19 protein-coding genes are annotated in these 24,483 nt (G+C 59.9%); 6 read left to right on the top strand and 13 right to left on the bottom strand.

Features of this window, described 5'->3' with window-relative positions; all coding sequences use genetic code 11:
- Window positions 1-26: 26 nt before the first annotated feature.
- The 4 genes from NTD87_RS21680 (at window position 27) to NTD87_RS21665 (ending at window position 3,657) form a co-directional block, all read left to right on the top strand.
- Complete coding sequence (locus NTD87_RS21680; protein WP_262116228.1) at window positions 27-416, top strand: RidA family protein; 390 nt, start codon at window positions 27-29, stop codon at window positions 414-416.
- Between the two features lie 144 nt (window positions 417-560).
- Window positions 561-1,325: an IclR family transcriptional regulator gene (locus NTD87_RS21675; protein ID WP_262116227.1), complete on the top strand. Its 765-nt coding sequence runs from the start codon at window positions 561-563 to the stop codon at window positions 1,323-1,325.
- 37 nt (window positions 1,326-1,362) lie between these two features.
- On the top strand, window positions 1,363-2,580 hold the full coding sequence (locus NTD87_RS21670; protein WP_262116226.1) for an amino acid deaminase: 1,218 nt from the start codon (window positions 1,363-1,365) through the stop codon (window positions 2,578-2,580).
- 141 nt (window positions 2,581-2,721) lie between these two features.
- The gene (locus NTD87_RS21665) at window positions 2,722-3,657 is read left to right on the top strand and encodes a sugar kinase (RefSeq protein ID WP_262116225.1); all 936 of its coding nucleotides are present in this window, start codon (window positions 2,722-2,724) and stop codon (window positions 3,655-3,657) included.
- A gap of 156 nt (window positions 3,658-3,813) precedes the next feature.
- On the opposite strand, the gene NTD87_RS21660 is transcribed toward NTD87_RS21665, so the two are convergent.
- Both NTD87_RS21660 and NTD87_RS21655 read right to left on the bottom strand, forming a co-directional pair.
- Window positions 3,814-4,089, bottom strand: a complete 276-nt coding sequence (locus tag NTD87_RS21660; protein WP_262116224.1) for a peptidylprolyl isomerase — start codon at window positions 4,087-4,089, stop codon at window positions 3,814-3,816.
- A 53-nt stretch (window positions 4,090-4,142) separates the two neighbouring features.
- Window positions 4,143-6,677: a PAS domain-containing protein gene (locus NTD87_RS21655; RefSeq protein ID WP_262116223.1), complete on the bottom strand. Its 2,535-nt coding sequence runs from the start codon at window positions 6,675-6,677 to the stop codon at window positions 4,143-4,145.
- A gap of 169 nt (window positions 6,678-6,846) precedes the next feature.
- Here NTD87_RS21655 and NTD87_RS21650 point away from each other — a divergent pair, with 169 nt between their 5' ends.
- Window positions 6,847-7,965, top strand: coding sequence for a PilT/PilU family type 4a pilus ATPase (locus NTD87_RS21650; protein WP_262116222.1), 1,119 nt, complete (start codon window positions 6,847-6,849; stop codon window positions 7,963-7,965).
- Window positions 7,966-8,049: 84 nt separating this feature from the next.
- On the opposite strand, the gene NTD87_RS21645 is transcribed toward NTD87_RS21650, so the two are convergent.
- The 10 genes from NTD87_RS21645 to NTD87_RS21600 form a co-directional block, all read right to left on the bottom strand.
- Window positions 8,050-10,005: an acetoacetate--CoA ligase gene (locus NTD87_RS21645; protein WP_262116221.1), complete on the bottom strand. Its 1,956-nt coding sequence runs from the start codon at window positions 10,003-10,005 to the stop codon at window positions 8,050-8,052.
- Between the two features lie 189 nt (window positions 10,006-10,194).
- Complete coding sequence (hbdH, locus tag NTD87_RS21640; RefSeq protein ID WP_262116220.1) at window positions 10,195-10,968, bottom strand: 3-hydroxybutyrate dehydrogenase; 774 nt, start codon at window positions 10,966-10,968, stop codon at window positions 10,195-10,197.
- Between the two features lie 7 nt (window positions 10,969-10,975).
- On the bottom strand, window positions 10,976-12,367 hold the full coding sequence (locus NTD87_RS21635) for a GntP family permease (RefSeq protein WP_262116219.1): 1,392 nt from the start codon (window positions 12,365-12,367) through the stop codon (window positions 10,976-10,978).
- Window positions 12,368-12,682: 315 nt separating this feature from the next.
- Window positions 12,683-14,098 (bottom strand): sigma-54 interaction domain-containing protein, encoded by a 1,416-nt coding sequence (locus NTD87_RS21630; protein ID WP_262116218.1) that lies wholly within the window; start codon window positions 14,096-14,098, stop codon window positions 12,683-12,685.
- A 122-nt stretch (window positions 14,099-14,220) separates the two neighbouring features.
- Window positions 14,221-15,801, bottom strand: coding sequence for an ABC transporter ATP-binding protein (locus NTD87_RS21625; RefSeq protein WP_262116217.1), 1,581 nt, complete (start codon window positions 15,799-15,801; stop codon window positions 14,221-14,223).
- Window positions 15,802-15,828: 27 nt separating this feature from the next.
- Window positions 15,829-16,851, bottom strand: coding sequence for an ABC transporter permease (locus NTD87_RS21620; RefSeq protein WP_262116216.1), 1,023 nt, complete (start codon window positions 16,849-16,851; stop codon window positions 15,829-15,831).
- Entirely contained in the window at window positions 16,851-17,909 is a 1,059-nt protein-coding gene (locus NTD87_RS21615; RefSeq protein WP_262116215.1) for a microcin C ABC transporter permease YejB, read from the bottom strand. Before NTD87_RS21615 ends, NTD87_RS21620 begins: the two co-directional genes overlap by 1 nt.
- Window positions 17,909-19,777, bottom strand: coding sequence for an extracellular solute-binding protein (locus tag NTD87_RS21610; RefSeq protein WP_262116214.1), 1,869 nt, complete (start codon window positions 19,775-19,777; stop codon window positions 17,909-17,911). The genes NTD87_RS21615 and NTD87_RS21610 overlap by 1 nt, the downstream gene beginning before the upstream one ends.
- A gap of 137 nt (window positions 19,778-19,914) precedes the next feature.
- Complete coding sequence (locus tag NTD87_RS21605; protein WP_262116213.1) at window positions 19,915-20,196, bottom strand: peptidylprolyl isomerase; 282 nt, start codon at window positions 20,194-20,196, stop codon at window positions 19,915-19,917.
- Window positions 20,197-20,334: 138 nt separating this feature from the next.
- Complete coding sequence (locus tag NTD87_RS21600) at window positions 20,335-21,216, bottom strand: esterase/lipase family protein (protein ID WP_262116212.1); 882 nt, start codon at window positions 21,214-21,216, stop codon at window positions 20,335-20,337.
- A 339-nt stretch (window positions 21,217-21,555) separates the two neighbouring features.
- Here NTD87_RS21600 and NTD87_RS21595 point away from each other — a divergent pair, with 339 nt between their 5' ends.
- A complete protein-coding gene (locus NTD87_RS21595) occupies window positions 21,556-22,701 on the top strand; it encodes a hypothetical protein (protein ID WP_262116211.1) in 1,146 nt (381 codons plus the stop codon).
- A gap of 102 nt (window positions 22,702-22,803) precedes the next feature.
- On the opposite strand, the gene NTD87_RS21590 is transcribed toward NTD87_RS21595, so the two are convergent.
- Window positions 22,804-23,895: a 3-deoxy-7-phosphoheptulonate synthase gene (locus NTD87_RS21590; RefSeq protein ID WP_262116210.1), complete on the bottom strand. Its 1,092-nt coding sequence runs from the start codon at window positions 23,893-23,895 to the stop codon at window positions 22,804-22,806.
- Window positions 23,896-24,483: the final 588 nt, after the last annotated feature.

The following is a 24,483-nucleotide window of genomic DNA, read 5'->3' as shown; positions in this document are numbered from 1 at the left end:
TCAATTTCGAATCAGGAGCAACACTCATGAGCATTACTCGTTACGGCACGGGTAGCACCGCCGGTGGCGGCCAGCCCCGTCCCTTTGCACGCGCAGTCGAAGCCGATGGCTGGCTGCATGTGTCTGGCCAGGTGCCGGCGGTGGATGGCGAAATCATTGTCGGCGGGATCGTCGAGCAGACTCACCAGACCATGCGCAACCTGATCGCGATCCTCGAAGAAGCCGGTTATGGCCTCGAAGACGTGGTGCGCACCGGCGTGTGGCTGGAGGACCCACGGGATTTCTGGAGCTTCAACAAGGTTTTTTCCGAGTACTTCAGCCCGGAACACGCACCGGCCCGGGCCTGCGTGCAGGCGAACATGATGGTCGACTGCAAGGTCGAGATTGATTGCATCGCGTACAAGAACAAGGCCTGAACCGAGGCGCACCCATCGCGAGCAGGCTCGCTCCCACAGAGGAACGCATTCCAATGTGGGAGCGAGCCTGCTCGCGATGGCGGCCTAACAGTCAATGCAGCACTCTAGGTAAACTCCCGGCACTCTGAATGGGAACCTGATGACATGACCGAAGACACCATCAAGCGCCGGGCTCGCGGTCTGGACCGGGCGTTCGATATTCTCGATTTCCTCAAGGAAATCGGCCAGCCACTGCGCCCGAATGATATCGCCAGCGGTATCGGCAGTCCGAAATCCACGGTCTACGAGCTGGTGGCGTCCCTGCTTGAGCGACGGATTCTCGAACCGGTGGGCAAGGAAGGTCACGTCTACCTCGGCCGGCAACTGTACTTTCTCGGTCAGGCGCATTTGCGTCATTTCGATCTGAGTCGCGAGGCCGATCACGCCTTGCAGGAGATCGTCAGCCAGACCCGCGAAACCGCGCAGATGTGCCTGCTCAACGGGCGCAAATACACGGTGGCGCTGATGAAGGAGGGCGAGCGGCATTTCCGCATTTCCTCGGACATCGGCGAGAACGCACCGATTCCGTGGACCGCCTCCGGGCGCTTGTTGCTGGCGCACTTGAGCGACCAGGAAATCATCGACCTGATTGATGAGGATGACTTCATCCTGCCGGGCGGTGAACGTCTGCCGTGGGAACGTTTTCTGGCGGAAATCCGTCAGGCCGGTATCGACGGTTTCTTCTCCTTCGATAGCGTCGCCGACACTTTTACCCATTGCTTCGCCGCCCCGGTGAAAGACCCTGGCGGCGTGGCTATTGCGACCCTGTGCATCGTCGCCCCAAGGGCCGATGCCAAGAACAACTACAACGACTATCGCCGGGTGCTGATCGACAGCGCGAACAACCTGGCCCGTCGCATCAACGAATAACAGTGGCCGTTCGCGGCCGCGTGTGAGGAGTTAGAACATGTCTTCTGCCTTGAACATCGCCGCCGTGGAAAAGGGCACCGGCCAACCCGGTGCCAACCTGGTGCGTGACGTCAGCCTGCCGGCGCTGGTGCTGCACCGCGAAGCGCTGGAGCACAACATTCGCTGGATGCAGGCGTTCGTCAGCAACAGCGGTGCCGAACTGGCGCCGCACGGCAAAACCAGCATGACTCCGTCTCTGTTTCGCCGCCAGCTGGAGGCGGGCGCCTGGGGTATCACCCTGGCCACCGCGGTGCAGACCCGCGCCGCCTACGCCCATGGCGTGCGCCGGGTGTTGATGGCCAATCAGCTGGTGGGGGCGCCGAACATGGCACTGATCGCCGAGTTGCTGGCGGACCCGACATTCGACTTCCACTGCATGGTCGATCACCCGGACAACGTTGCCGACCTCGGGGCCTTTTTCGCCGCGCGCGGTCTGCGCCTGAACGTGATGATCGAGTACGGCGTGGTCGGCGGCCGTTGTGGTTGCCGCAGCGAAGCCGAAGTGCTGGCGCTGGCCGCCGCGATCAAGGCGCAACCGGGGTTGGCGTTGACCGGCATTGAAGGCTACGAAGGGGTGATTCACGGCGACCAGGCGGTCAGTGGCATCCGCGAATTTGCGGCGTCCCTGGTGCGCCTCGCGGTGCAGTTGCAAGACAGCGGAGCTTTCGCCATCGCCAAGCCGATCATCACCGCCTCGGGTTCGGCCTGGTACGACCTGATCGCCGAGTCCTTCGAAGCCCAGAACGCCGCCGGACGTTTCCTCAGTGTGCTGCGTCCCGGCAGTTATGTGGCGCACGACCATGGTATCTACAAGGAAGCGCAATGCTGCGTGCTCGATCGTCGTAGCGACTTGCATGAAGGTCTGCGCCCGGCGCTGGAAGTCTGGGCCCATGTGCAGTCGTTGCCGGAGCCGGGTTTTGCAGTGATCGCCCTGGGCAAGCGCGATGTGGCGTATGACGCCGGGTTGCCGGTGCCATTGCTGCGTTACCGGGCGGGTGTGGTGCCGGCCATCGGTGATGACGTCAGTGCCTGCACAGTGACGGCGGTGATGGATCAGCATGCGTTCATGACGGTCGCGCCCGGGGTTGAGTTGCGCGTGGGTGACATCATTTCGTTTGGCACTTCTCACCCATGCCTGACCTTCGACAAATGGCGCACCGGCCTGCTGGTGGACGGACAGTTGAACGTCATCGAAAGCATGGAAACCTGTTTTTAAGGTTTGAGACCACAGCGCGGCCATCGCGAGCAGGCTCGCTCCCACATTGGATCTCCAGCGTTCACAAGATCCCTGTGGGAGCGAGCCTGCTCGCGATGACGGCCGGCTAGACAACATTGAATCACCAGAGACACCACAACCATGAACACCATCAGCCCCCTCGGCCCCGATACCCCGCGCATTGCCTTGATCGGCGAGTGCATGATCGAGCTACAACAGCGCGCCGACGGCAGCCTGCAACAGAGTTTTGGCGGCGACACCCTGAACACTGCGGTCTACCTGTCTCGCGAATTGGGCGATGGGGCCACGGTGGATTACGTCACCGCGCTGGGCGATGACAGTTTCAGCGATGCCATGTGCCAGAGCTGGTCCGAAGAGGGTATCGGCCTGGGCATGGTCCAGCGGCTACCAGGGCGTTTGCCGGGTTTGTACTGCATCCAGACCGATGCGTCGGGTGAACGTCGTTTCCTCTATTGGCGCAATGAAGCCGCCGTGCGCGATTGCTTCACCACGCCGGCGGCGGCGCCGATTCTTGCGGCGCTGCCGGATTACGATGTGCTGTATTTCAGTGGCATCACCCTGGCGGTACTGGGCGAAGAAGGGCGCAAAAAACTCATCGAAACGCTGATCGAGGCTCGCCAGCGTGATGCGCGGATTGTCTTCGACAACAACTACCGGCCGCGTTTGTGGAGCAGCGTCGAACAGGCTCGGACGGCGTACCGCGAAGTCTTGCCCTACGTCGATCTGGCATTGCTGACGGTGGACGATGAACAGGCGCTGTTCCACTTTTGCGATTGTGCGGCGGTATTCGCGGCCTACGAACAGTTGGGTACGCCGGAAGTGGTGCTCAAGCGCGGAGCCGAGTCGTGTCTGATTCGCTATGACGGTGATTCGTTCGAGGTCCCGGCGCAGCGCGTCGAGCGGGTGGTGGACACTACGGCGGCGGGGGATTCGTTCAGCGCGGCGTACCTGGCCAGTCGGCTCCGTGGCGCAAGCCCCGCAGAAGCCGCAGAGGCCGGGCATCGGTTGGCGAGTCGGGTGATTCAAGTGCCGGGGGCGCTGATTCCCCGAGGCTGAAATAGGGTCAATGTGGCGAGGGAGCTTGCTCCCGCTCGGCTGCGAGGCAGCCGCCAACAGGGTTATGTGTTTTGTCTGTTGAAACGCGATTGCTGGTTTTAGGACGGCTTCGCCGCCCAGCGGGAGCAAGCTCCCTCGCCACAGGGCCCTGTGTTCTCAATCCCGGTAAAACACCTGCACCAGGTGATACCCGAACTTGCTCTTGATTGGCCCGTGCACGACACGCAGCGGTTTCTTGAAAATCACTGCGTCGATTGCGCCGACCATCTGCCCGGGCCGAACTTCGCCCAGGTCGCCACCGCGTTTGCCGGACGGGCAAATGGAATACTTCTTGGCCAGCACATCGAAGGCCTCGCCCTTGGCGATGCGTTGTTTGAGCTGTTCGGCCTCATCTGAGGTTTTCACCAGAATGTGGCGGGCTTGAGCTTTCATTGGGGCAGTTACCTTGGAGCGGTTGTGGCGGCGGGGCGCGATTATGCCTCAATTCATCCGGTTCGGCGGATCATGTGGCGAATCTTGCCGGCCAGTTGTTCAAGGGTAAAGGGTTTGGCCAGCAGGTCCATGCCCACATCGAGAAAGCCTTGACGCTCGGCGGCTTTTTCCGCGTAACCGGTCATGAACAACACGTTGAGCCCTGGCCGATGCTGGCGGGCGATTTCCGCCAGTTGCCGGCCATTCATGCCGGGCAGGCCGACATCGGTCACCAGCAGATCGATCCGCAGGTCCGACTCCAGCAGCGGCAGGGCGCTTTTCGCGTCTTGCGCCTCATACGTGATGTAGCCCAATTCGTTAAGGACATTGAGTACCAGCATGCGCACCGCCGGATCGTCCTCGACCAGCACCACCGACTCGCCCGCGGTCGCGTAGGCACTGCCCAGGCTGACGGCAGCCGGCGAGGTGTGCTGAGGCGCGTTGTGCAGGCGCGGTAAATACAGGCGCACCGTCGTGCCTTGCCCCGGCTCACTGCTGAGGGTCACATGGCCACCGGATTGTTGGGCGAAGCCATAAATCATCGACAACCCCAGCCCGGTGCCCTGGCCGATGGGTTTGGTGGTGAAGAACGGATCGAAGGCATTGGCCAGTACGCGCGGGGTCATGCCGGCGCCGTTGTCGCGCACGCCGAGCATCACATAGTCGCCAGCCTTGACCGGCTCAAGCGTGCTGATGTCGCTGCCATCGAGGTAGCTGTTGGCCGTTTCAATCAGCAGCTCACCGCCCTCCGGCATCGCATCGCGAGCGTTGATCACCAGGTTGAGCAGGGCGTTTTCCAGTTGGCTGGCATCGGTGTTGACCGGCCACACTTCAGGCGCGAGCTGAAACTTCAGCTCGATGTGTTCGCCCTTGGTGCGGCGCAACAGCTCTTCGAACGAGCGCACCAGCGTGTTGGGGTCGAGCGGTTGGCGGTCCAGCGACTGTCGGCGGGAGAACGCCAGCAGCCGGTGAGTCAGGGCTGCTGCGCGATTGGCCGACGAGACGGCCGCATCGGCGAAACGACCGATTTCGTCGCTGCGACCCTCAGCGATATAGCGTTGCATCAAGTCCAGGCTGCCAATGATCCCGGTCAGCATGTTGTTGAAGTCGTGGGCGATACCGCCGGTGAGTTGGCCGACGGCTTCCATTTTTTGCGCATGCCGCAACGCGTCTTCGGCGCGTTCGCGCTCGAACATCTCGTTTTGCAGGCGATGGTTGGCTTCGGCCAGCGCCTTGGTGCGCGCGTCAACCCGTTCCTCCAGCGTTTCGTTGAGGTTGCGCAAGGCTTCCTCCGTCTGTTTACGCTCGGATTCGTCGATCACGAAGATGTAGAACCCATTCACCGCGCCGTCGGGGCCAAAGCGTGGCAGGTATTTCATCAGCGCATAACGCGCACGGCCGTCGCGATGCGGCGAGTAGGCCTCGAAACTGCAGGCTTTGCCAGCCAGTGCGGCGCTGATCTGTTCGACGCGGGTGGCATAGAGTTCATCGCCGAGTATTTCGCGAATGGTTTTGCCGTACAGCTCTTGCGGGGTCATGCCATACCAGTCCAGGTACGCACTGTTGTTCAGGCGAAAGCGCTGTTCATGATCGACATAACCGATCAGCACCGGCATGGCGTTGATGATCAGTTGCAGTTCGGTCTGGCTCTGCCGTAACGCTTGTTCAGTGTGCTTGCGCTCGGTCAGGTCCAGGGCGGCGCCGAGAAAACGCAGGGGCCGACCGTGGTGATCCTTGTAGCAGCGGCCACGGGCAAACACCCAGCGCACTTCGCCACTGGCTTGCAGCAGCCGGTATTCCTCGGCGTATTCGCCGCCATGGCTAATGCATTGCTTGATGCTGCGGGTGACCATGGCCCGGTCTTCCGGGTGCACGCCACTGAGGTACTCGGTGATGGGCAACTGGCTGGCCAGGGCCGGGTCAACGCTATGCAGCTGGGCGAAATGAGCGTCGGCAATGAAGCGGTCTTCGTTGATGTCCCAGTCCCAGGTGCCCACTGCGTCGGTGGCGGCCAGGGCCAGTTGCAGGCGCTCTTCGGTTTCGTGCTGGGCCTTGAGGCTGGCCTCCGAGCGTTGTTTGAGCTCCAGGGCGATGCGTCGGCGTTCGTTGGTTTCGATGGCGGTGACCAGGATTCCGGCGACCAGCCCACGCTCGTCGCGAATCGGGCTGTAGGTCAGGTCCAGCCAGAAATCCGATTCACCGCTATCGCGTTGCAGGTTGAAGCGCTGCTCGCTGTAGGACCGCACTTGGCCCTGTAGGACAGCGCTATAAATGGGGTCCGTGAAGTCTTTCAGTTCTGGCCATGTCTGGTGCGTGGGTTGTCCGAAAGCGTGCGGATGCTTGTTGCCGGCCAGCAGTGCAAAGCCGTCGTTGTAGATCTGCGACAGCTCCGGCCCCCATAACAACAGCATGGGCATGGGCGAGTGAATCACGATGTCCACTGCGGTGCGCAGGCTCTGCGGCCATTGACTGGCAGAGCCCAGCGGGCTTTGTGCCCAGTCGAGTCGGGCAATCAGGGCCTGGGCGTCGCCGGTAGGGGATCCGTTCATTGGGGTTCCTGCATCAGGTCGGTGCTACGTGTTGATACTACGTGTCGGTACTTTATGTAGGTACCAGGGCATCTACTATTCTTCGAAGAAGTAGACGCTTGGACGCGTGAAAAGTGGCGCGCCCTGGCGATTTTCGTTCAAAGGAAGGTTTAACGGATATTTTTTTGCCATGGAAATTCACTCGTTGCTCAGAATGCTGGCCAGCCAGGAGGGCTCCGATCTTTACCTGTCTACTGGAGCACCGCCCACCGGGCGATTTAATGGTGTGCTTCGAGCGTTGACCCGCGAGGCCTTCAAGTCTGGCGAAATCGCCCGGATTGCCGAGGCCATTATGGACGCCGAGCAGCGCGTGGAGTTCGACCGCGAGCTGGAAATGAATCTGGCGATTTCTCTGGTCGGCGTCGGGCGCTTTCGGGTCAATATCTTCAAACAGCGCAACGACGTGTCGATCGTCGTGCGCAACATCAAACTCGATATCCCACGTTTTGAAGACCTCAAACTGCCTGCCGTGCTGCTTGAGACGGTGATGCTCAAACAGGGGCTGATGTTGTTCGTCGGTGCCACGGATTCGGGCAAGTCGACCTCGCTGGCGGCGTTGATCGATTACCGCAATCGCCACAGCAGCGGGTACATCATCACCATCGAAGACCCGGTGGAATATATCCATCGCCATCAAAAATCAATCATCAACCAGCGCGAGGTCGGCGTTGATACGCGCAGCTTTCACGCGGCCTTGAAGAACACCCTGCGCCAGGCGCCGGATGTGGTGCTGATCGGCGAAATCCGCGACCGCGAAACCATGGAGCACGCGCTGGCCTTTGCCGACACCGGGCACTTGGTGATCTCCACCTTGCACGCCCACAACGCGAATCAGGCGCTGGACCGGATCATCAATTTTTTCCCTGAAGAACGGCGTGTGCAGTTGCTCAATGACCTGGGCAACAACCTCAAGGCCTTCGTTTCCCAACGACTGGTGCGGACCCGAGATGGCCAGCGCCGCGCGGCAGTGGAGGTCATGCTGGGTACACCGACCATCGCTGACCTGATTCGCCGCAATGAACTGGGAGAGCTCAAGGGCATCATGGAAAAGTCTGTGAACCTCGGCATGCAAACCTTTGATGGCGCGTTGTTTGCGCTAGTGATCGAGGGCGTTATCGATGAGGAGCAGGCATTGAAGAATGCTGACTCACCGAACAACCTGCGCTTGCGCCTGAAGTTGCACGCGGACGGTTTACCAAAAACCGAAATCCCATCCACCGAAACCGGTGAATGGGGACTGGTGGACTGACATTCCCGTAGCTGCCGAAGGCTGCGATTTTTTCGTTTATTAAAATCAAAAGATCGCAGGCTGCGCCAGCTCCTACACGGATTCTCAGTTCGTCAGCTCCGGCCGATTGCGAAATTGCTCCAATGCCTCGGGATTGGCCAGTGCATCGGTGTTTTTCACCGGTTGGCCATGCACGACATTTCTGACTGCCAACTCGACAACCTTGCCGCTGATGGTGCGCGGAATGTCCGTCACCGCGACAATCTTCGCCGGCACGTGCCGAGGTGTGGTGTTGGCACGGATGACCTGGCGAATCTCTTGCTCAAGGTTGTCATCCAGGGTCACGCCTTCACACAGGCGCACAAACAACACGACGCGCACGTCATCCTGCCATTGCTGGCCGATGGCAACCGAGTCCAGGACCTGATGGACTTTTTCCACCTGTCGATAGATTTCCGCTGTGCCAATGCGCACGCCGCCGGGGTTGAGCACTGCATCGGAGCGGCCGTGGATCAGCCAACTGCCGTTGGGCCGTTGTTCGGCGTAGTCGCCCTGGGCCCAGACGCCGGGGAACTGACTGAAATACGATGCGCGGAGCTTTTCCTGGTGCGGGTCACTCCACAGGCCGATTGGCATCGCCGGAAAGTGCCGGGTGCAGACCAACTCGCCTTTTTCGCCGATCACCGGTTGGCCTGCCTCGTTCCAGACTTCAACAGCCATGCCCAGGCCCTTGCACTGCATCTCGCCACGGCGGACCGGCAGGACCGGATTGCCGGCGACGAAGCAGGAAACGATGTCGGTGCCGCCGGACATCGACGACAGGCATAACTCGCTTTTGATCTCGCGATAAACATAATCGTAGCTTTGCGGCGACAGTGCCGAGCCGGTCGAGAGCACGGTTTTCAGGCTGCTCAAGTCATGGCTGAGGCGCGGCTGGATTTCATTGCTTTCAAGCGTCGCCAGGTATTTGGGGCTGGTGCCGAAGACGCTGATGGCTTCGCTGTCGATCAGGTCGATCAAGCGTTGCGGACCGGGATGGAAAGGCGAGCCGTCGTACAGCACCACACTGCTGCCGACCGCCAATGCCGAGACCAGCCAATTCCACATCATCCAGCCACAGGTGGTGTAGTAGAACAGTCGGTCGTCAGGCCCGAGGTCGACGTGCAAACCGTGTTCCTTGACGTGTTGCAGCAGCACACCGCCGACGCTGTGGATGATGCATTTCGGCACGCCGGTAGTGCCGCTGGAATAGAGGATGTACAGCGGGTGGGCGAAGGGCACCGCGACAAAGACGGGCTCACCGCCCTTGCGGTAAAACTCATCCCACAGCGCGACCCTGGCTTGAGTGTTGTAGTCTTCAATGCGGGCCTGTGGCCGGGCGTACGGGACGATGATCAGTTGCTGCAGCGACGGTAGACGTTCGAGGATTTCATTGACCTTGGCGGTCTGGTCGATCTCTTTGCCGGCGTAGCGATAGCCGGCGCAGGTCATCAGCACTTTCGGTTCGATCTGGCCAAAGCGATCGATCACCCCATGGGTGCCGAAATCCGGCGAGGAGCAGGACCAGATCGCTCCCAGGCTGGTGGTCGCCAGCATGCCCACCAGGGTTTGCCAGGTGTTTGGCATGCACGCCGCCACCCGATCACCCGGGCCGACGCCCGCGTCCCGCAGGCTCTTTTGCAGGCCGGCGACGTGCTCGGCCAGCTCAAAGTAGCTCAGGGTTTCGCGCTGGCCGTTTTCGGCGATGGCAATCACCGCGGTTGCGTCATCGCGACGACGCAGCAGGTGTTCGGCAAAGTTCAGTGTGGCCTCGGGAAACCACTCGGCGCTGGGCATCTGTGGGCCTTCACGCAACACCGTGCTCGGTGGCTGGTGAAACGTGATCTCGAAGAAATCGACGATGGCCTGCCAGAAGTCTTCGCGCTGATCGATGCTCCATTGATGCAGCGCCGGGTAGTCCGCGAGGGCAAGGTTGTGCCGTTGATTGCTGAAGCGCCGGAAGGCATCCATGCGGGTTTTGCTGATGCGCTGGGCGCTGGGTTTCCAGAGGATATTGGACATGGTTGGCCTCTTGTTTTTTATTGCACGCTCGCTGGCTATTGTGGCGAGGGAGCTTGCTCCCGCTCGGCTGCGCAGCAGTCGTAAAATGGTGAACGCGTTGCCATTGGAAGAACGTGTCGACCAATTTGGGCCCGCTTCGCGGACCAGCGGGAGCAAGCTCCCTCGCCACAAGATGCCCTAACTGGCCTTTTACTGCGCCAACCACCCACCATCAATATTCCACGCCGCGCCACGCACCTGGCTGCCGGCTTCGCTGCATAAAAACAAGACCAGTTCGCCCAATTGTGGCGGCGTGACGAACGCAAGCGACGGCTGTTTCTCGGCCAGCAGATCATGTTGCGCCTGCTGTGGGTCAATGCCTGTGGCGGCGCGGTCGTCGATCTGTTTTTGCACCAGCGGGGTCAGCACCCAGCCCGGGCAGATGGCGTTGCAGGTGACGTTGCTGGTAGCGGTTTCCAGGCCGACGACTTTGGTCAGGCCGATCACCCCGTGCTTGGCCGCGACATAAGCGGCCTTGCCCACCGAACCGACCTGGCCGTGCACCGAGGCGATGTTGACGATCCGCCCCCAACCCTTGGCGCGCATGCCTGGCAGGCTCAATCGCGTACTGTGAAACACCGACGACAGGTTGATCGCAATAATCGAATCCCAGCGCTCCACGGGGAAGTCTTCCACCGCAGACACGTGCTGGATGCCGGCGTTGTTCACCAGAATGTCGACGCCGCCGAACTCACGCTCGGCGTAAGCGATCATCTCGGCAATTTGCGCGGGATCGCTGACGTCGGCCGGGTGATGGCCGACTTTGCCGCCGAACTGTTGCACCTCGGTGATGACCGTGGAGGCATCGCCGAAACCATTGAGGATCAGGTTGGCGCCGGCCTTGGCCAGGCTCAATGCGATGCCCAGACCGATGCCGCTGGTGGAGCCGGTGACCAGTGCGGTTTTGCCCGAAAGAGTTGTCATGAGTGCCTCACACAATGCCGGTGGCGTAGAACGTACCGATGACTACGAAGACCGCCAGGGTCTTGATCAGCGTAATACAGAAAATGTCTTTATAGGCTTCACGATGGGTCAAGCCTGTCACCGCGAGCAAGGTAATCACCGCGCCGTTGTGTGGCAGGGTGTCCATGCCGCCACTGGCCATGGCCGCGACCCGGTGCAGCACTTCCAAAGGAATGTTCGCCGCATGAGCCGCTGCGATGAAGTCATTGGCCATCGCGGCCAGGGCGATGCTCATACCGCCCGAGGCTGAACCGGTGATGCCGGCCAACAAGGTCACGGTGATCGCTTCATTGACCAGCGGGTTGGGGATGCTTTTCAGCCAGTCGGCCAGCACCAGGAAGCCGGGAAGAGAGGCGATGACCGCGCCAAAGCCATATTCCGACGCGGTGTTCATGGCCGCCAGCAAGGCACCGCTGACCGCGCTTCTGCTGCCCTCGGCAAGCTTGCCGCGGATCGCCTGGAAGCCGAACACCAACACCATGATGATGCCCACCAGCAACGCGGCCTGAACCGCCCAGATGGCGGTGAGTTTGGCGATTTCGGTGGTCACCGGCGCGGTCATGCCCGGCAGGCTGAGGCTGTGGGTCTTGCCGTACCACAGCGGAATCCAGTGGGTGAACAGCAGGTTCATGATGCCCACCAGCAACAGCGGCGAGAGCGCAATCCACGGGTTAGGCAGCTTCACGTCTGCGGCAGTTTCCGGCTCGTTGCGCAGCTCCGCGCCATAGCCTTCACCGCTGCGCTGGGCCTTGTTGCGCTGGCGCTGGAGGAACAGCATGCCGGCGCAGAACACGAAAATTGCACCAATCAAACCTAGCCATGGCGCGGCCCAGGCCGTGGTGTTGAAGAAGGTGCTGGGGATGATGTTCTGGATTTGCGGGGTGCCGGGCAGGGCGTCCATGGTGAAGGAAAACGCGCCGAGGGCGATGGTCGCCGGGATCAGCCGTTTTGGAATATTGCTCTGGCGGAACATCTCCGCCGCAAACGGGTACACCGCGAACACCACGACGAACAGCGACACGCCACCGTACGTGAGCAGGGCACACACCAGCACGATAACCAACATCGCCTGGCGAGTACCGAGCAGGCGAATCGCGGCGGCGACGATCGAGCGCGAAAAGCCTGACAGCTCGATCAGCTTGCCGAACACCGCGCCGAGCAGGAACACCGGGAAATACAGTTTGATGAAGCCGACCATCTTCTCCATGAACACGCCGGTGAAGGCGGGCGCAACGGCAGAAGGGTCAGTGAGCAGGACCGCGCCAAGGGCGGCAATCGGAGCGAAGAGAATGACGCTGTAGCCACGGTAAGCAGCCAGCATCAGCAGCGCAAGGGCTGCCAAGGCAATGATCACACTCATGGTGTGTCTCCTGGATTGTTATTTTTGTGGGGTGGATCTTTTGTAGGAGAGGGCGTTAGCGAGTTTCGTGCCATTCAAGCAACTTGTTGAAATATATGAATATTTTTTATTTTTATAGGAGGCAGTAAATAATTTGTCTCAAGTTAGAGACTTGTAGTGGCAGGGACGGCTCTATCGCGAGCAGGCTCGCTCCCACATTTGTTCAGGGTTGACCCGGAAATGTGAATTTAATGCGATTCAGTGTGGGAGCGAGCCTGCTCGCGATGGCCGCGATGCGGTTTCAAGTCATGTCTATAAACAGAGACGGATATCTCTTTATAGAGACTCGGCAATCCCCAACGCGACCATTTTCTTGTACAACGTCGAGCGCCCAAGCCCCAGTCGTGCCGCTGCTTCGATAACCTTGCCGCCACAGTGCGCCAGCGTGTTTTCAATCAACTGTCGGTCAAAGCGTTCACGGGCAGCGCTGAAAGTCTCATTGGCAACCGTTTCAATGGCCGCGGGCACGGAGCGCTGTACCGCGACAAAACTGCCAATCGCCGCGCGAATCTCGACGGCGTTCAGGATCAGGTCATCGCTGAGCAGTGCGGCCCGTTCCAGCACATTGCGCAGCTCGCGAATGTTCCCCGGCCAGGCGTGTTGGCCGAGCAACTCCAGGGCCTGGCTGTCGAGTTCATGTTGACTGCGCAGCTCTTCGAGAATCGCTTCGCTCAGGGCCGGCAGGTCGTCGAGGCGTTCTCGCAGAGGCGGTACCTGAATTGGCAACACGTTGAGGCGGTAATACAGGTCGGCACGAAACTCGCCGCGTTTGATCGCCGCTTCGAGGTCGGTGGAGGTCGCGGCGATCACTCGCACGTCGCTCTGGATCACTTCGTTGGAGCCGACCGGTTCGAACTCTTTTTCCTGCAGTACCCGCAACAATTTGCTTTGCAACGGCAGCGGCATGTCGCCGATCTCGTCAAGAAACAGGGTCCCACCCTGAGCGATCTGCAGCTTGCCGGAGCGACCCTTGCGATCCGCACCGGTGAAGGCGCCGGGGGCGGTGCCGAAAAACTCGGCTTCGAGCAGTGCTTCGGGAATCGCCGCGCTGTTGATGCTGACAAAGGCTTTATGCGCCCGTGGCGAGGCACCATGAATCGCCTGGGCCAGCAGCTCTTTGCCGGTGCCGGTTTCACCCAGCAACAAGACCGGGGATTCAGTGCTGGCGCTGCGCCGGGCGCGGCGTTTGACTTCCAGGCTGGCGGCGCTGGTGCCAATGAAGTGGGCGAAGGTGTATTTGGCTTGCCGGGCTCGCAGCAGCGAACGGGTCGAGGCCAGCTCTTCCTGCAGGCTCAGGTAGCGCTTGAGCATCGGCGACAGGCTGCGCAATTCATCGAACAGCGCAAACCCGATGGCACCGATCACCGCGCCGGCATCGTCGTGAATCGGCAGGCGCATGACCACCAGCGGCTCTTTGGGCGTGTCTTGCATGTCCAGCAGGATTGGTCGACCGGTACGCACGACCTCGCGCAACAGGCTGCCGGGGATCACGCTTTCGCAAGGCTTTCCGATCGCCACTGCCGCCGACTCAAGGCCGAAGCGTCTGGCGTAACGCTCGTTCATCCAGACGATGTTCGCATCGCGGTCAACGATCACCGTGCCTTCGCTGGATTGCTCGATGATTTCGAACAGCGAGCGGATCGCCAACATGCGCACACGTTGGTAGTCCTTGAGGCTTTCGGTGTCGTTCATGGTGTCATTTCCAGAATGTGTATTGCCTATGCAGGCCCCTTCGCGAGCAGGGTCTTGTTAACGCCGCAGATCCAATGTGGGAGCGAGCCTGCTCGCGAAGGCCGCGACGCGGTCCGACGCGATTATGCCCAGCCTGGATGCGCCGCTGCCAACAGCTCTTTGGTATAGGGGTGCTGTGGCGCGTCGAACACTTCATGGCTGGCGCCGCGCTCCACGACTTTGCCGTCCTTGATCACGATCATGTCGTGGGCCAGGGCGCGGACCACGGCCAGGTCATGGCTGATGAACAGGTAGGTCAGGCCGTGTTTTTCCTGAAGCTGGCGGAGCAGGGCGACCACCTGTTTTTGTACCGTGCGATCAAGTGCCGAGGTGGGTTCGTCGAGCAGGATCAGCGCCGGTTTGAGTACCAGCGCGCGGGCGATGGCAATGCGCTGGCGCTGGCCGCCGGAGAACTCGTGCGGGTAACGATGGCGGCTTTGCGGGTCGAGACCGACTTCTTTCAGCACCTGGATGACCTGGGCTTCGCGTTCGGCAACACTCGATGGGTTATGGACTTCCAGCCCTTCGCTGATGATCTGTGCCACCGACATCCGCGGACTGAGGCTGCCAAACGGGTCCTGGAACACCACCTGCATCTGTTTGCGCCATGGCCGTAATTGTTTCTGGTTAAGGCTGTCGAGCGCTTCACCCTGAAAGCGAATGCTGCCCTGGGAATCGAGCAGGCGCAGGATCGCCTGTCCGAGCGTTGACTTGCCGGAGCCGGACTCGCCGACAATGCCCAGAGTCTTGCCGCGCTGAATGCTCAGGCTGATGCCGTCTACTGCACGCAGGTAAGTCTTGCGTTGAAACAGGCCGCCACCCAATGGGAACGTCACGCTCAGGTCATCGACCTGCAGTACGGCTTCACGTTCGTCACGCGGCAAAGCTTCACCTTCAGGCTCAGCGTTCAGCAGCTCACGACTGTAGGGATGTTGGGGTTGATTGAAGAGACGCTCGCATTCGGCTTGCTCGACGATCTCGCCGCCACGCATCACGCAGACACGCTGGGCGATACTGCGCACCAGATTGAGGTCGTGACTGATCAGCAGCAGCGACATGCCCAGGCGTTGCTGCAGTGATTTGAGCAACAGCAGGATTTTGCGCTGTACCGTCACATCGAGCGCGGTGGTCGGTTCATCGGCGATCAACAACTCCGGTTCGCAGGCCAGGGCCATGGCGATCATCACCCGTTGCCGCTGGCCGCCGGAGAGCTGGTGCGGGTACGCCTTGAGACGCTCATGGGGCTTCTGAATGCCCACCAGCTCCAGCAGTTCAAGGGTGCGTTTTTGCGCGGCCCTGCCACCCAGTCCTCTGTGCACCAGCAGGGTTTCGCCAATCTGCTTTTCGATGCTGTGCAATGGATTGAGAGAGGTCATCGGCTCCTGGAAAATCATCGCGATGCGATTACCGCGTAATGCTCGCAAAGTCCCGACATCCGCGCCGAGCAGTTCCTGGCCACGATAGCGAATGCTCCCGGAGGATGTGGTGCCGCCGTCGGGGAGCAGTTGCAGGATCGAATGGGCGGTCACCGACTTGCCCGAGCCGGATTCGCCGACCAGCGCCAGGCACTCGCCGGGGCGGATGTCCAGGCACAGGTTGCGCACGGCGGCCTGGCCGCTGAAGGCCACGTTGAGGTCACGGATTTCAATCAGGTTGTCACTCATATCAACAGTCCGCCTCATGAACGAGGATCAAGATCGTGGATCAAATGCGTCACGCAATGCTTCACCGATAAACACCAGTAAAGAAAGAATCAGCGCCAGGGTGAAAAACGCCGTCAGCCCGAGCCACGGTGCTTGCAGATTCTGTTTGCCCTGGCCGATCAACTCGCCCAGCGAAGCGCTGCCGGCGGGCATGCCGAAGCCGAGGAAGTCGAGGGCGGTGAGGGTCGAGATCGCCCCGGTGAGAATGAACGGCAGATAACTCAGGGTTGCGTTCATCGCGTTCGGGAGGATGTGCCGCACGATCACTTTGCGGTCGGTCAGGCCCAGCGCCCGGGCGGCTTTGACGTACTCCAGGTTGCGTCCACGAAGGAACTCGGCGCGTACCACATCCACCAGTGCCAGCCAGGAAAACAGTGCCATGATCCCCAGCAACCACCAGAAATTCGGCTCGACGAACCCTGACAGGATGATCAGCAGGTAAAGCACTGGCAGCCCCGACCAGACCTCCAGCAAACGTTGGCCGAGCAGGTCGATCCAGCCGCCGTAATAACCCTGCAAGGCGCCAGCGGCGATGCCGATCAGCGCGCTGATGAAGGTCAGCGCCAGGGCAAACAATATCGACACCCGGGCGCCGAAAATCACTCGTGCCAATACATCACGCGCCTGATCATCGGTGCCCAGCCAGTTCACCTTTGACGGCGGGCTCGGTGCGGGTTGATTGAGGTCGTAGTTCGGCGTGTCGTCGCTGAACGGGATCGGCGGGAACAGCATCCAGCCGCCGTCCTTGTGGATCAGCTTCTGCACGTAGTCACTGCGGTAGTCGGCCTGGAACGGCAGTTGGCCGCCGAACGCCTGCTCGGTGTAGCGCTTGAACGCCGGGAAGTACAACGAGCCCTGATAGCTGAGCACCAGCGGTTTGTCGTTGGCGATCAGCTCGCCGCCGAGGGTCAGGATGAACAGGCCGATGAACAGCCACAGCGACCACCAGCCACGGCGGTTTTTCTTGAAGCGCTCGAAGCGTCGGCGCGCCAGGGGCGAGAGGTTGAGCATCAGGCATTCCTCGCGGCGAAGTCGATGCGCGGGTCGACCAGGGTGTAGCAGAGGTCACCGATGAGTTTTATCAGAAGACCGAACAGGGTGAAGATGAACAGTGAACCGAACACCACCGGGTAGTCTCGGGACACGGCCGCTTCGTAACTCATCCGCCCCAGGCCATCGAGGGAAAAGATCACCTCGATTAACAAGGAACCGGCGAAAAAAACGCTGATAAACGCCTGAGGAATGCCCGAAACCACCAGCAGCATTGCATTGCGAAACACATGACCGTACAGCACCCGGCGCTCGCTCAGGCCTTTGGCGCGGGCGGTGACCACGTACTGGCGGGTGATTTCATTGAGGAAGGAGTTTTTGGTCAGGATAGTCAGTGTGGCGAAACCGCCAACCACCAGCGCCGTTACCGGCAGCACCAGGTGCCAGAAGTAATCGGTAATTTTTCCCAGCGTCGACAGCTGCTCGAAATTTTCCGAGACCAATCCACGTACCGGGAACCAGTTCAACGAGGTACCGCCGGCAAACACTACGATCAGAAACATCGCAAACAGAAACGCCGGCATCGCGTAACCGATGATGATCGCGGTGCTGCTCCAGATATCGAAATGGCTGCCGTGATGCACGGCCTTGCGAATGCCCAGCGGGATCGACACCAGGTAGGTGATCAGTGTTGCCCAGAGTCCCAGCGAGATGGTCACCGGCATTTTTTCGAGGATCAGGTCGGTGACCGTGGCGCCGCGAAAGAAACTCTTGCCGAAGTCCAGGCGGGCATAGCTGGTGATCATCAGCCACAGGCGTTCTGGTGCCGGTTTGTCAAAGCCGTACTGTTTTTCGATGTCCTTGATCAGTTGTGGATCAAGGCCACGACTGGCCCGCGAGCCGCGGCTCATGGCATCGCCAGAGGCTCCGATGCTCGGGCCGCCGATGCCTTGCAGGTGAGCGATGGCCTGCTCGACCGGACCACCCGGTGCGGCCTGCACGATCACGAAATTGACCAGCAGGATGATCACCAGGGTCGGGATGATCAGCAGTAAACGCCGAAATATATAAGCCAGCATCAATGCGGCCCTCCGGGTTTGCCACGCTTGATGCGTTCGGCAGCCATTTGTTCGTTGGTCAGTGGCGTTGTGCTCATTTCCCACCAGCTCTCGATGGCTTCGTCATTGCTCGCTTGCACCGCCGGAATGCCGAAGCGGTTCCACCACACGGTCGAGGAGCCTGGCGGGTAGTAGTTGGGAATCCAGTAGTAGTTCCATTGCAGCACCCGGTCCAGTGCATGGGCATAACGCAGCATGTCAACCTGGGTGGTGGCTTTGACCAGACCGGTAATCAGCGTGTCGACGGCCGGGTTTTTCAGCACCATATAGTTATTGGCGCCAGGGTCGGTGGCGGAGGCCGAGCCGAAGTAGTTGTACAGTTCGGTCCCCGGCGAGGTGGTCACCGGATAGCCAGTGACGATCATGTCGTAGTCGCGGCTCATCAAACGGTTTACATACTGCGATGAGTCGATCCGGCGGATGTCCAGGTTGATGCCGATCTGCGCCAGGGTGCGCTTGTACGGTAGCAGCAGGCGGTCCATGCCGTTCTGGCTGACTAGGAAGGTGAACGCCAGCGGTTCGCCCACGGCGTTGACCAGGTGATCGTCTTCGGGTTTCCAGCCGGCCTCTTTGAGCAGCGCCAGTGCCTGCAATTGCTTGTCGCGGATCAGGCCGCTACCGTCGGTTTTCGGCGCCTCGAAAACCTGAGTAAAGACCTCGTCCGGTATCTGCCCGCGCAAGGGTTCGAGAATCGCCAGTTCGCTGGCATCGGGCAGTTGCCTGGCGGCCAGGGTGGTGTTGGAAAAGTAACTCTGCTGGCGAATGTACATATCGCGCATCATCTGCCGGTTGCTCCACTCGAAATCCCAGAGCATTGCCAGCGCCTGACGTACGCGGCGGTCCTGGAATATCGGCTTTTGCAGATTGAACACAAAGCCCTGGGCCGGTTGCGGTGCTTCTTTGGCCAGATGGGCCTTTTGCAAGCGGCCGTCGTTCAGCGCTGGACTGTCGTAACCGATGGAATAAGCGGTGGCCGAGAATTCGCGGTTGTAGTCATAGGCGCCACCGCGCAGGACCTGACGAGCGACGTCGGTGTCGCCGAAATACTCGATGCTGAAATGATCGAAGTTGTACAGGCCACGGCTGGCGGGCAAGTCCTTGCCCCACCAGTCGGCGTTGCGCTCGAAAGTGATGCTGCGTCCCGAATCCACCTTGCCGACGCGGTACGGTCCGCTGCCCAGCGGTGCTTCATAGCCGCCGCCATTGGCGAAGTCGCGGGTTTTCCACCAGTGCTCGGGAAATACCGGCAAGGTCGCGATGTCCAGTGGCAGGGTGCGGTTTTCGTTGTTCTTGAAGTCGAAGCGGACGGTGCGCGGCGACTCGACTTCGACGCCTTTGACGTCGGCAAATTGGGTGCGATAGCGCAGACTGCCCTGGGTCATCAGCAGGTCGTAGGTGTAGCGTACGTCTTCGGCGGTGATGGGCGTGCCATCGGCGAAGCGAGCCTTGGGGTTCAGGTAGAAACGCAGCCACAGGCCATCGTCGGAGCGCTCCATTTTCTCTGCCACCAGCCCGTACACGGTGTAGGGCTCATCCAGCGAACGCTGGGCCAGCGGCGAGTAAATCATCCCGTCGAGCTGAGTCACGCCAATGCCCTTGTCGATGTAGGGCAATACGTGGTCGAAGCGACCGATTTCAATCGCCGAGCGGCGCATGCTGCCGCCCTTGGGGGCTTGCGGGTTGGTGTAGGCAAAGTGACTGAAGCCGGCTGGGTATTTGGCCGGTTCGCCATACACGGTCAAGGCATGTTGTGGCGCCGCGTTTACACCGGTGGTGCTCAGCAGCAAGGCCAGGGCCGTGAAGATCAATGAGGGGGAAGCCAGTCGCATTGTCAGCCTTAAGAGCCGGGTAATCGATAATCACGATTTGTACGCTAGCGGCGCGCGACTCGCCAGCCATAATCATTTGATACAAACGCAACGGCCCACCAGAAGGCGGGCCGTTGTTTGAGCAAATCGCGGATTGATCAGTCCTGGCGGCTGGTCACTTCCAGCAGGTGGTAACCGAACTGGGTCTTGACCGGACCTTGCACGGTATTGACCGGTGCGCTGAATACTACGGCGTCGAACTCCTTGACCATCTGGCCTGGACCGAACGAACCGAGGTTGCCGCCGTCACGACTCGATGGGCAAGTGGAGTTGGCTTTGGCAACGGCAGCGAAATCAGCGCCGCCTTCGATTTCGGCTTTCAGTTCGTTGCACTTGGCTTCAGTGGCAACCAGGATGTGGCGGGCAGTGGCTTTAGCCATGGGAAAACTCTCCATTCAATGTTCAGTAAAGTGCTGAGCCTACCGGATTCAGTGGTCTATTTCTCGTCAAAATTCCGTCAATCCATTGCCTGCTTTCACCTCATCTTGCCGTCGGTCGAAAAAATCCAGTTGAGCACGTTAAAGACCAACGCTTTTCAATCGTTCGGCATGGCGCACAAACAACTCGATGGGATCAATATCTTTGCGCACCAGGCCTGCCGTTTGATTGATCGCGTCCAGGTGGTCCATCGGGTAATCAGAGCGCAGGACGGTGCCCAGGTGCGAACTGAAACGGCCGACCATCCCGTCATTTTGCTCGGTCTCGCGAGTGAAAAACCTGGAAAACCCTCGACAAAAACCGTGCAGTGGATCGAGTGTATGAAGCCCTTCATCCAGCAGGCTGCCCTGCAGCGTGCCACTCCAGGAGTAATAACGAACGCCGTTGACCTGTTCTTCGCCGTTGCCACCCCAGGTGCTCGGCAGGCCTTGAGGGTATTTGGCATTGAACGCACCGACGCCTTCAGTCGTTAAAGCGTTGAGCGCGGCGACGGCATTCTGCGGGATCTTCGGACTACCACTGATAAACGACAGGAACTCGACGAACAGCGTCGACACCGCCACTGCAACCTGTTCTGGCAGGTGGCCGGGGGTCAAGGCCTTGCGCAAGCAGTCGGCCAGTTCGGAGCCATGGTTCGGCCCGCTCACGGAAGTTACTGAAGCAACATTCTGCGGCGCTTTGGCTGCGGCATAGCGAGCGGCCAGTGCACCTTGGCTATGGCCGATCAGATTGACTTTGCTCGCGCCGGTGCGGGTCAGCACCAGGTCGATCTGCGCCAGTAATTGCTCTCCACGGACCTCATTGCAGTGAGTGGCCGAGAGGTAGGGTATGAACACTTGAGTGCCAGCGTTCCTCAGTGCCTGCTTTACGCCATGGAAGAGTTCCAGTTTTCCGATGCTTGCGAAACCGAAGAGGCCGTGGACCAGCAGGATGGGGTGTTGTGTGGTTGCATTCCGTTGCATGTTCGCACCTGTTTTAAATAAGTTCGGGGTGGGCTTGAGTCCTCACTCTAATCCAGGCCAACGGGCCAGAGGTGTACGAAAAAGCCGCTGTAATGTGTTGAAAGTGGAGTAAAAATTGGAAGAGCGTTCCGATCTGTCTGAGGCGTTACTCGGAACATCCAGACATCTTTTGTATGGGGTGAAGGGGAGGTCAGGGTGAACGTCCTACTTCTAACGCATCATTAACCGCTTGAGATTGCTGCTGGGCCTGACATCGGAAAACCGGCCTTTCGTTTTCAATGGACCCATTCAATACCCCTCTGAAAAATGAGCGGTAAATCCAGGGACAGGAGAGAGTGAATGGCTATTAACGATGTATTGATCGATAGCGTGCATGAAGAGGTCGGGCCCAGGTGTTCAATGGCTTTGCCTGCGCACATCGACTCGCAGGCATATACCATCAAATCCGGGGAACTGATTTTGCCGGCTCCCGATCTGGAGGCTGAACAAGATGGAGTCCTGGACCCCGCCTTGAGCTGGGCCATCGTCAAGGTCATGCCTTACCCGGGGATGGCATGCACAGACAAGGTCGTGATGTCGTGGGTTGGCATCGATTCCGAGGGGGCGGCCTATTCGCACAAGGAACAACGCTCCGTCAGCAGCTATCAGGTGGGCAGGGAGATCATCTTTGTCATACGCTCCACGCACATTGCCGCGATGGAGGGTGGCTGGCTTGAGGTGTTTTATACCCTCCACAGCGTGTTGCAGGGGGTTCCCGTTGAGTCATTGCGGCTGCAAGTGCAGGTGGGGGACGTCAGACAGGAGTTGCTGCCGGCAACGGTGGATGACGCGTATGGTGGTTGGCTCGATCCTGACCGTGTGCCTGAAGGCGCGCGCGTTACGATTGCGCCATACGGAGGGATGTCGCAGGGCGATACGGTAGTTCTTTCCTGGGCAGGCGAAGATCCCGCACAGCAATTCAACGACTCGTATCAGATCGAAAAATTTTCCATCGCAGACGAAGTCTCGTTCTGGGTGCCCCCGCACTACATCGCTTCGAATCTCGGCGCCACCGTCATTTTCAGTTACCTCGTTGAGCACCCAGGCCGGGTGACGCGCTACTCGGAGCCGGCTCGGTTGAACGTGGGTGTCCGGCCTCCGATTTCGCTGGCACTGCCGGATGTGCTGGAAGCAGATGAAGGTCTGCTGGACCTGCAAGATACGCTGGACGGTGTCACCGTTGTGGTTGATCAGGCGCGTACGCAGGAAGGGGAGCTGGTTTATCTGAAATGCGATGGCGAGAACTTCAGTCATCGCGATAGCCGTGACATCTCCCGCGATGCTGCCGATAAGCCGGTCGTATTCATCGTACCCTACCGTTTTTGGCGAGAGCATCAGGGCTCGACCGTTCGAGTGAGTTATCAAGTCGAACGCCTTGACGACGCGAGCCAGGAATCTGAGGTTGTAGTCATCCGCGTGCAGTCGGCGGGCAGCCAGCTGTGCTGAAACCATAAACACCCGGCCCGAACAACGGTGGCTCCAGTCTCGCGCTTGAACTGGAGCCGCCGTAATCGTGTATCCGGGCACGTGTCGATAAGGTAACAAGGTTCAGGCAGGTATTTGGCTGCTACTGCGTTGGATGCGCAACTGCTGTGAGGCCTTGCGCAGTAACTGTTGTGTAGCCTCCCATCCCAGGCAGCCGTCGGTCACCGAAACCCCATAACGCAATGTGTTGCTCAACGGTTGGCAGCCTTCGAACAGGTGGCTCTCAAGCATCATGCCGATCAGTGAACGGTCACCTTGCAGGCGTTGCTCAAGTACATCAGTGAACACCGCAGGCTGACGCGACGGATCTTTACCGCTGTTGGCATGACTGCAATCGACCATGATCCGTGCCGGGATTGCCAGCTTGTTCAGGGCGCTCTGGACTTGGGCAACGCTATGCTGATCGTAATTGGGGCCTCGGTGGCCACCACGCAGTACCAGATGAGTATCCGGGTTGCCTCGGGTATGAATGATCGCCGGATGACCCTGGCTGTCGACACCGAAGTGACGATGAGGGTGGGAAGCCGAGCGCATGGCATCAGTGGCTACGCCAACGCCACCATCGGTGCCGTTCTTGAAGCCGACCGGCATGTTCAGGCCGCTGGCCATTTCACGGTGAATCTGCGACTCAGTGGTGCGGGCACCGATAGCGACCCAACTGAGCAGGTCGTCGAAGTAACTGGCGGCCATCGGTTGCAGGAGTTCGGTCGCGATCGGCAAGCCCAGGCGCAGCATTTCGCGCATCAGTTCTCGCGACAGGGTCAAGCCACCTGCCATGTCATCGCTGCCGTCCAGATGCGGGTCGTAGGCCAGGCCTTTCCAGCCGACCGTGGTGCGCGGTTTTTCGACGTAGGCACGCATTACCAGAAGCATTTCATCGCTGACGTCGGTGGCCAGGTGTGCAAGCTTCTCGGCGTATTCGAGTGCGGACTGCGGATCATGGATGGAGCACGGGCCGACAACTACCAGCAATCGGGAGTCTTCACCGTTGAGGATGGCGCGGATGGTTTGGCGATGAGTGCTGACTTGTTGGGTCAGGGCACTGGTGAGTGGCAGTTGTTGCTTGAGCTGCAATGAGCTGGGCAGACGCTGGGTCAGTGCTTCATTGGCAGGGTTCAGGGTGGACAGCGGCAGAGCAGATACGGACGAGTTCATATTCAGGCTTCCTGGGCTGGCGGCGGGTTCTGTCCCGCGCGCTCGGCCCTACTGGGGTGTTCGACAATTGGCCGGATTGGCTTCGAGTGTGTGCTTGCCACCTGTGGGTGACCGATCGGAGGCGGCAGGCTGTCCCGAACGGAGGCTGGTAAATCGCCAAGCGGAAAAACTGTCGTAACGGTAATAAGTGGCGTAGTTCATGTCGTGATTCCTTGAAGTCAGTGATGTTGCTAAAAAATGGTTGGGGCTGAAAAAACAAAACCCCCGATCGGGAGGCCGACCGGGGGTTGAGAATTCTCTGGTAGGCGACCCCTTGAGTAGTGGGCGCCGTGTGGGTATCAGGCGCGCCAGTGGCTAAACCAATACCCAAAATAAAAGTTTACCGGTGCGCAGACGTCATTCACCCGTGCAGCCGCCACCGAGCGCGGGGCGCTGGCGATACGAAGCTGTGAAGGGGTATGCAACATAGTCTGTCTCCGATGGATGCGTCGAGCTTACTAGAGGCCGGTGTGCAGATTCAATCAGAAAATGCTATCGGTTCGGTGACCAGCATCTATGGCTTAAGCGCCGCGTCGCTTTGTGACACAC

It is taken from the genome of Pseudomonas sp. 6D_7.1_Bac1 (assembly GCF_025465945.1).
In the GTDB taxonomy this organism is placed as follows: domain Bacteria; phylum Pseudomonadota; class Gammaproteobacteria; order Pseudomonadales; family Pseudomonadaceae; genus Aquipseudomonas.
This window is presented reverse-complemented; position numbering and strand designations above follow the sequence as displayed.

Excerpts from the sequence above, each read along its gene's own strand:
- NTD87_RS21630 (WP_262116218.1), bottom strand. The coding sequence starts at position 14,098 with ATGAACGACACCGAAAGCCTCAAGGACTACCAACGTGTGCGCATGTTG.
- NTD87_RS21650 (WP_262116222.1), top strand. The coding sequence starts at position 6,847 with ATGGAAATTCACTCGTTGCTCAGAATGCTGGCCAGCCAGGAGGGCTCC.
- NTD87_RS21645 (WP_262116221.1), bottom strand. The coding sequence starts at position 10,005 with ATGTCCAATATCCTCTGGAAACCCAGCGCCCAGCGCATCAGCAAAACC.
- NTD87_RS21615 (WP_262116215.1), bottom strand. The coding sequence starts at position 17,909 with ATGCTGGCTTATATATTTCGGCGTTTACTGCTGATCATCCCGACCCTG.
- NTD87_RS21670 (WP_262116226.1), top strand. The coding sequence starts at position 1,363 with ATGTCTTCTGCCTTGAACATCGCCGCCGTGGAAAAGGGCACCGGCCAA.
- NTD87_RS21610 (WP_262116214.1), bottom strand. The coding sequence starts at position 19,777 with ATGCGACTGGCTTCCCCCTCATTGATCTTCACGGCCCTGGCCTTGCTG.
- NTD87_RS21680 (WP_262116228.1), top strand. The coding sequence starts at position 27 with ATGAGCATTACTCGTTACGGCACGGGTAGCACCGCCGGTGGCGGCCAG.
- NTD87_RS21625 (WP_262116217.1), bottom strand. The coding sequence starts at position 15,801 with ATGAGTGACAACCTGATTGAAATCCGTGACCTCAACGTGGCCTTCAGC.
- NTD87_RS21655 (WP_262116223.1), bottom strand. The coding sequence starts at position 6,677 with ATGAACGGATCCCCTACCGGCGACGCCCAGGCCCTGATTGCCCGACTC.
- NTD87_RS21665 (WP_262116225.1), top strand. The coding sequence starts at position 2,722 with ATGAACACCATCAGCCCCCTCGGCCCCGATACCCCGCGCATTGCCTTG.
- NTD87_RS21635 (WP_262116219.1), bottom strand. The coding sequence starts at position 12,367 with ATGAGTGTGATCATTGCCTTGGCAGCCCTTGCGCTGCTGATGCTGGCT.
- NTD87_RS21660 (WP_262116224.1), bottom strand. The coding sequence starts at position 4,089 with ATGAAAGCTCAAGCCCGCCACATTCTGGTGAAAACCTCAGATGAGGCC.
- NTD87_RS21605 (WP_262116213.1), bottom strand. The coding sequence starts at position 20,196 with ATGGCTAAAGCCACTGCCCGCCACATCCTGGTTGCCACTGAAGCCAAG.
- NTD87_RS21595 (WP_262116211.1), top strand. The coding sequence starts at position 21,556 with ATGGCTATTAACGATGTATTGATCGATAGCGTGCATGAAGAGGTCGGG.
- NTD87_RS21600 (WP_262116212.1), bottom strand. The coding sequence starts at position 21,216 with ATGCAACGGAATGCAACCACACAACACCCCATCCTGCTGGTCCACGGC.
- NTD87_RS21620 (WP_262116216.1), bottom strand. The coding sequence starts at position 16,851 with ATGCTCAACCTCTCGCCCCTGGCGCGCCGACGCTTCGAGCGCTTCAAG.
- NTD87_RS21675 (WP_262116227.1), top strand. The coding sequence starts at position 561 with ATGACCGAAGACACCATCAAGCGCCGGGCTCGCGGTCTGGACCGGGCG.
- hbdH (WP_262116220.1), bottom strand. The coding sequence starts at position 10,968 with ATGACAACTCTTTCGGGCAAAACCGCACTGGTCACCGGCTCCACCAGC.
- NTD87_RS21590 (WP_262116210.1), bottom strand. The coding sequence starts at position 23,895 with ATGAACTCGTCCGTATCTGCTCTGCCGCTGTCCACCCTGAACCCTGCC.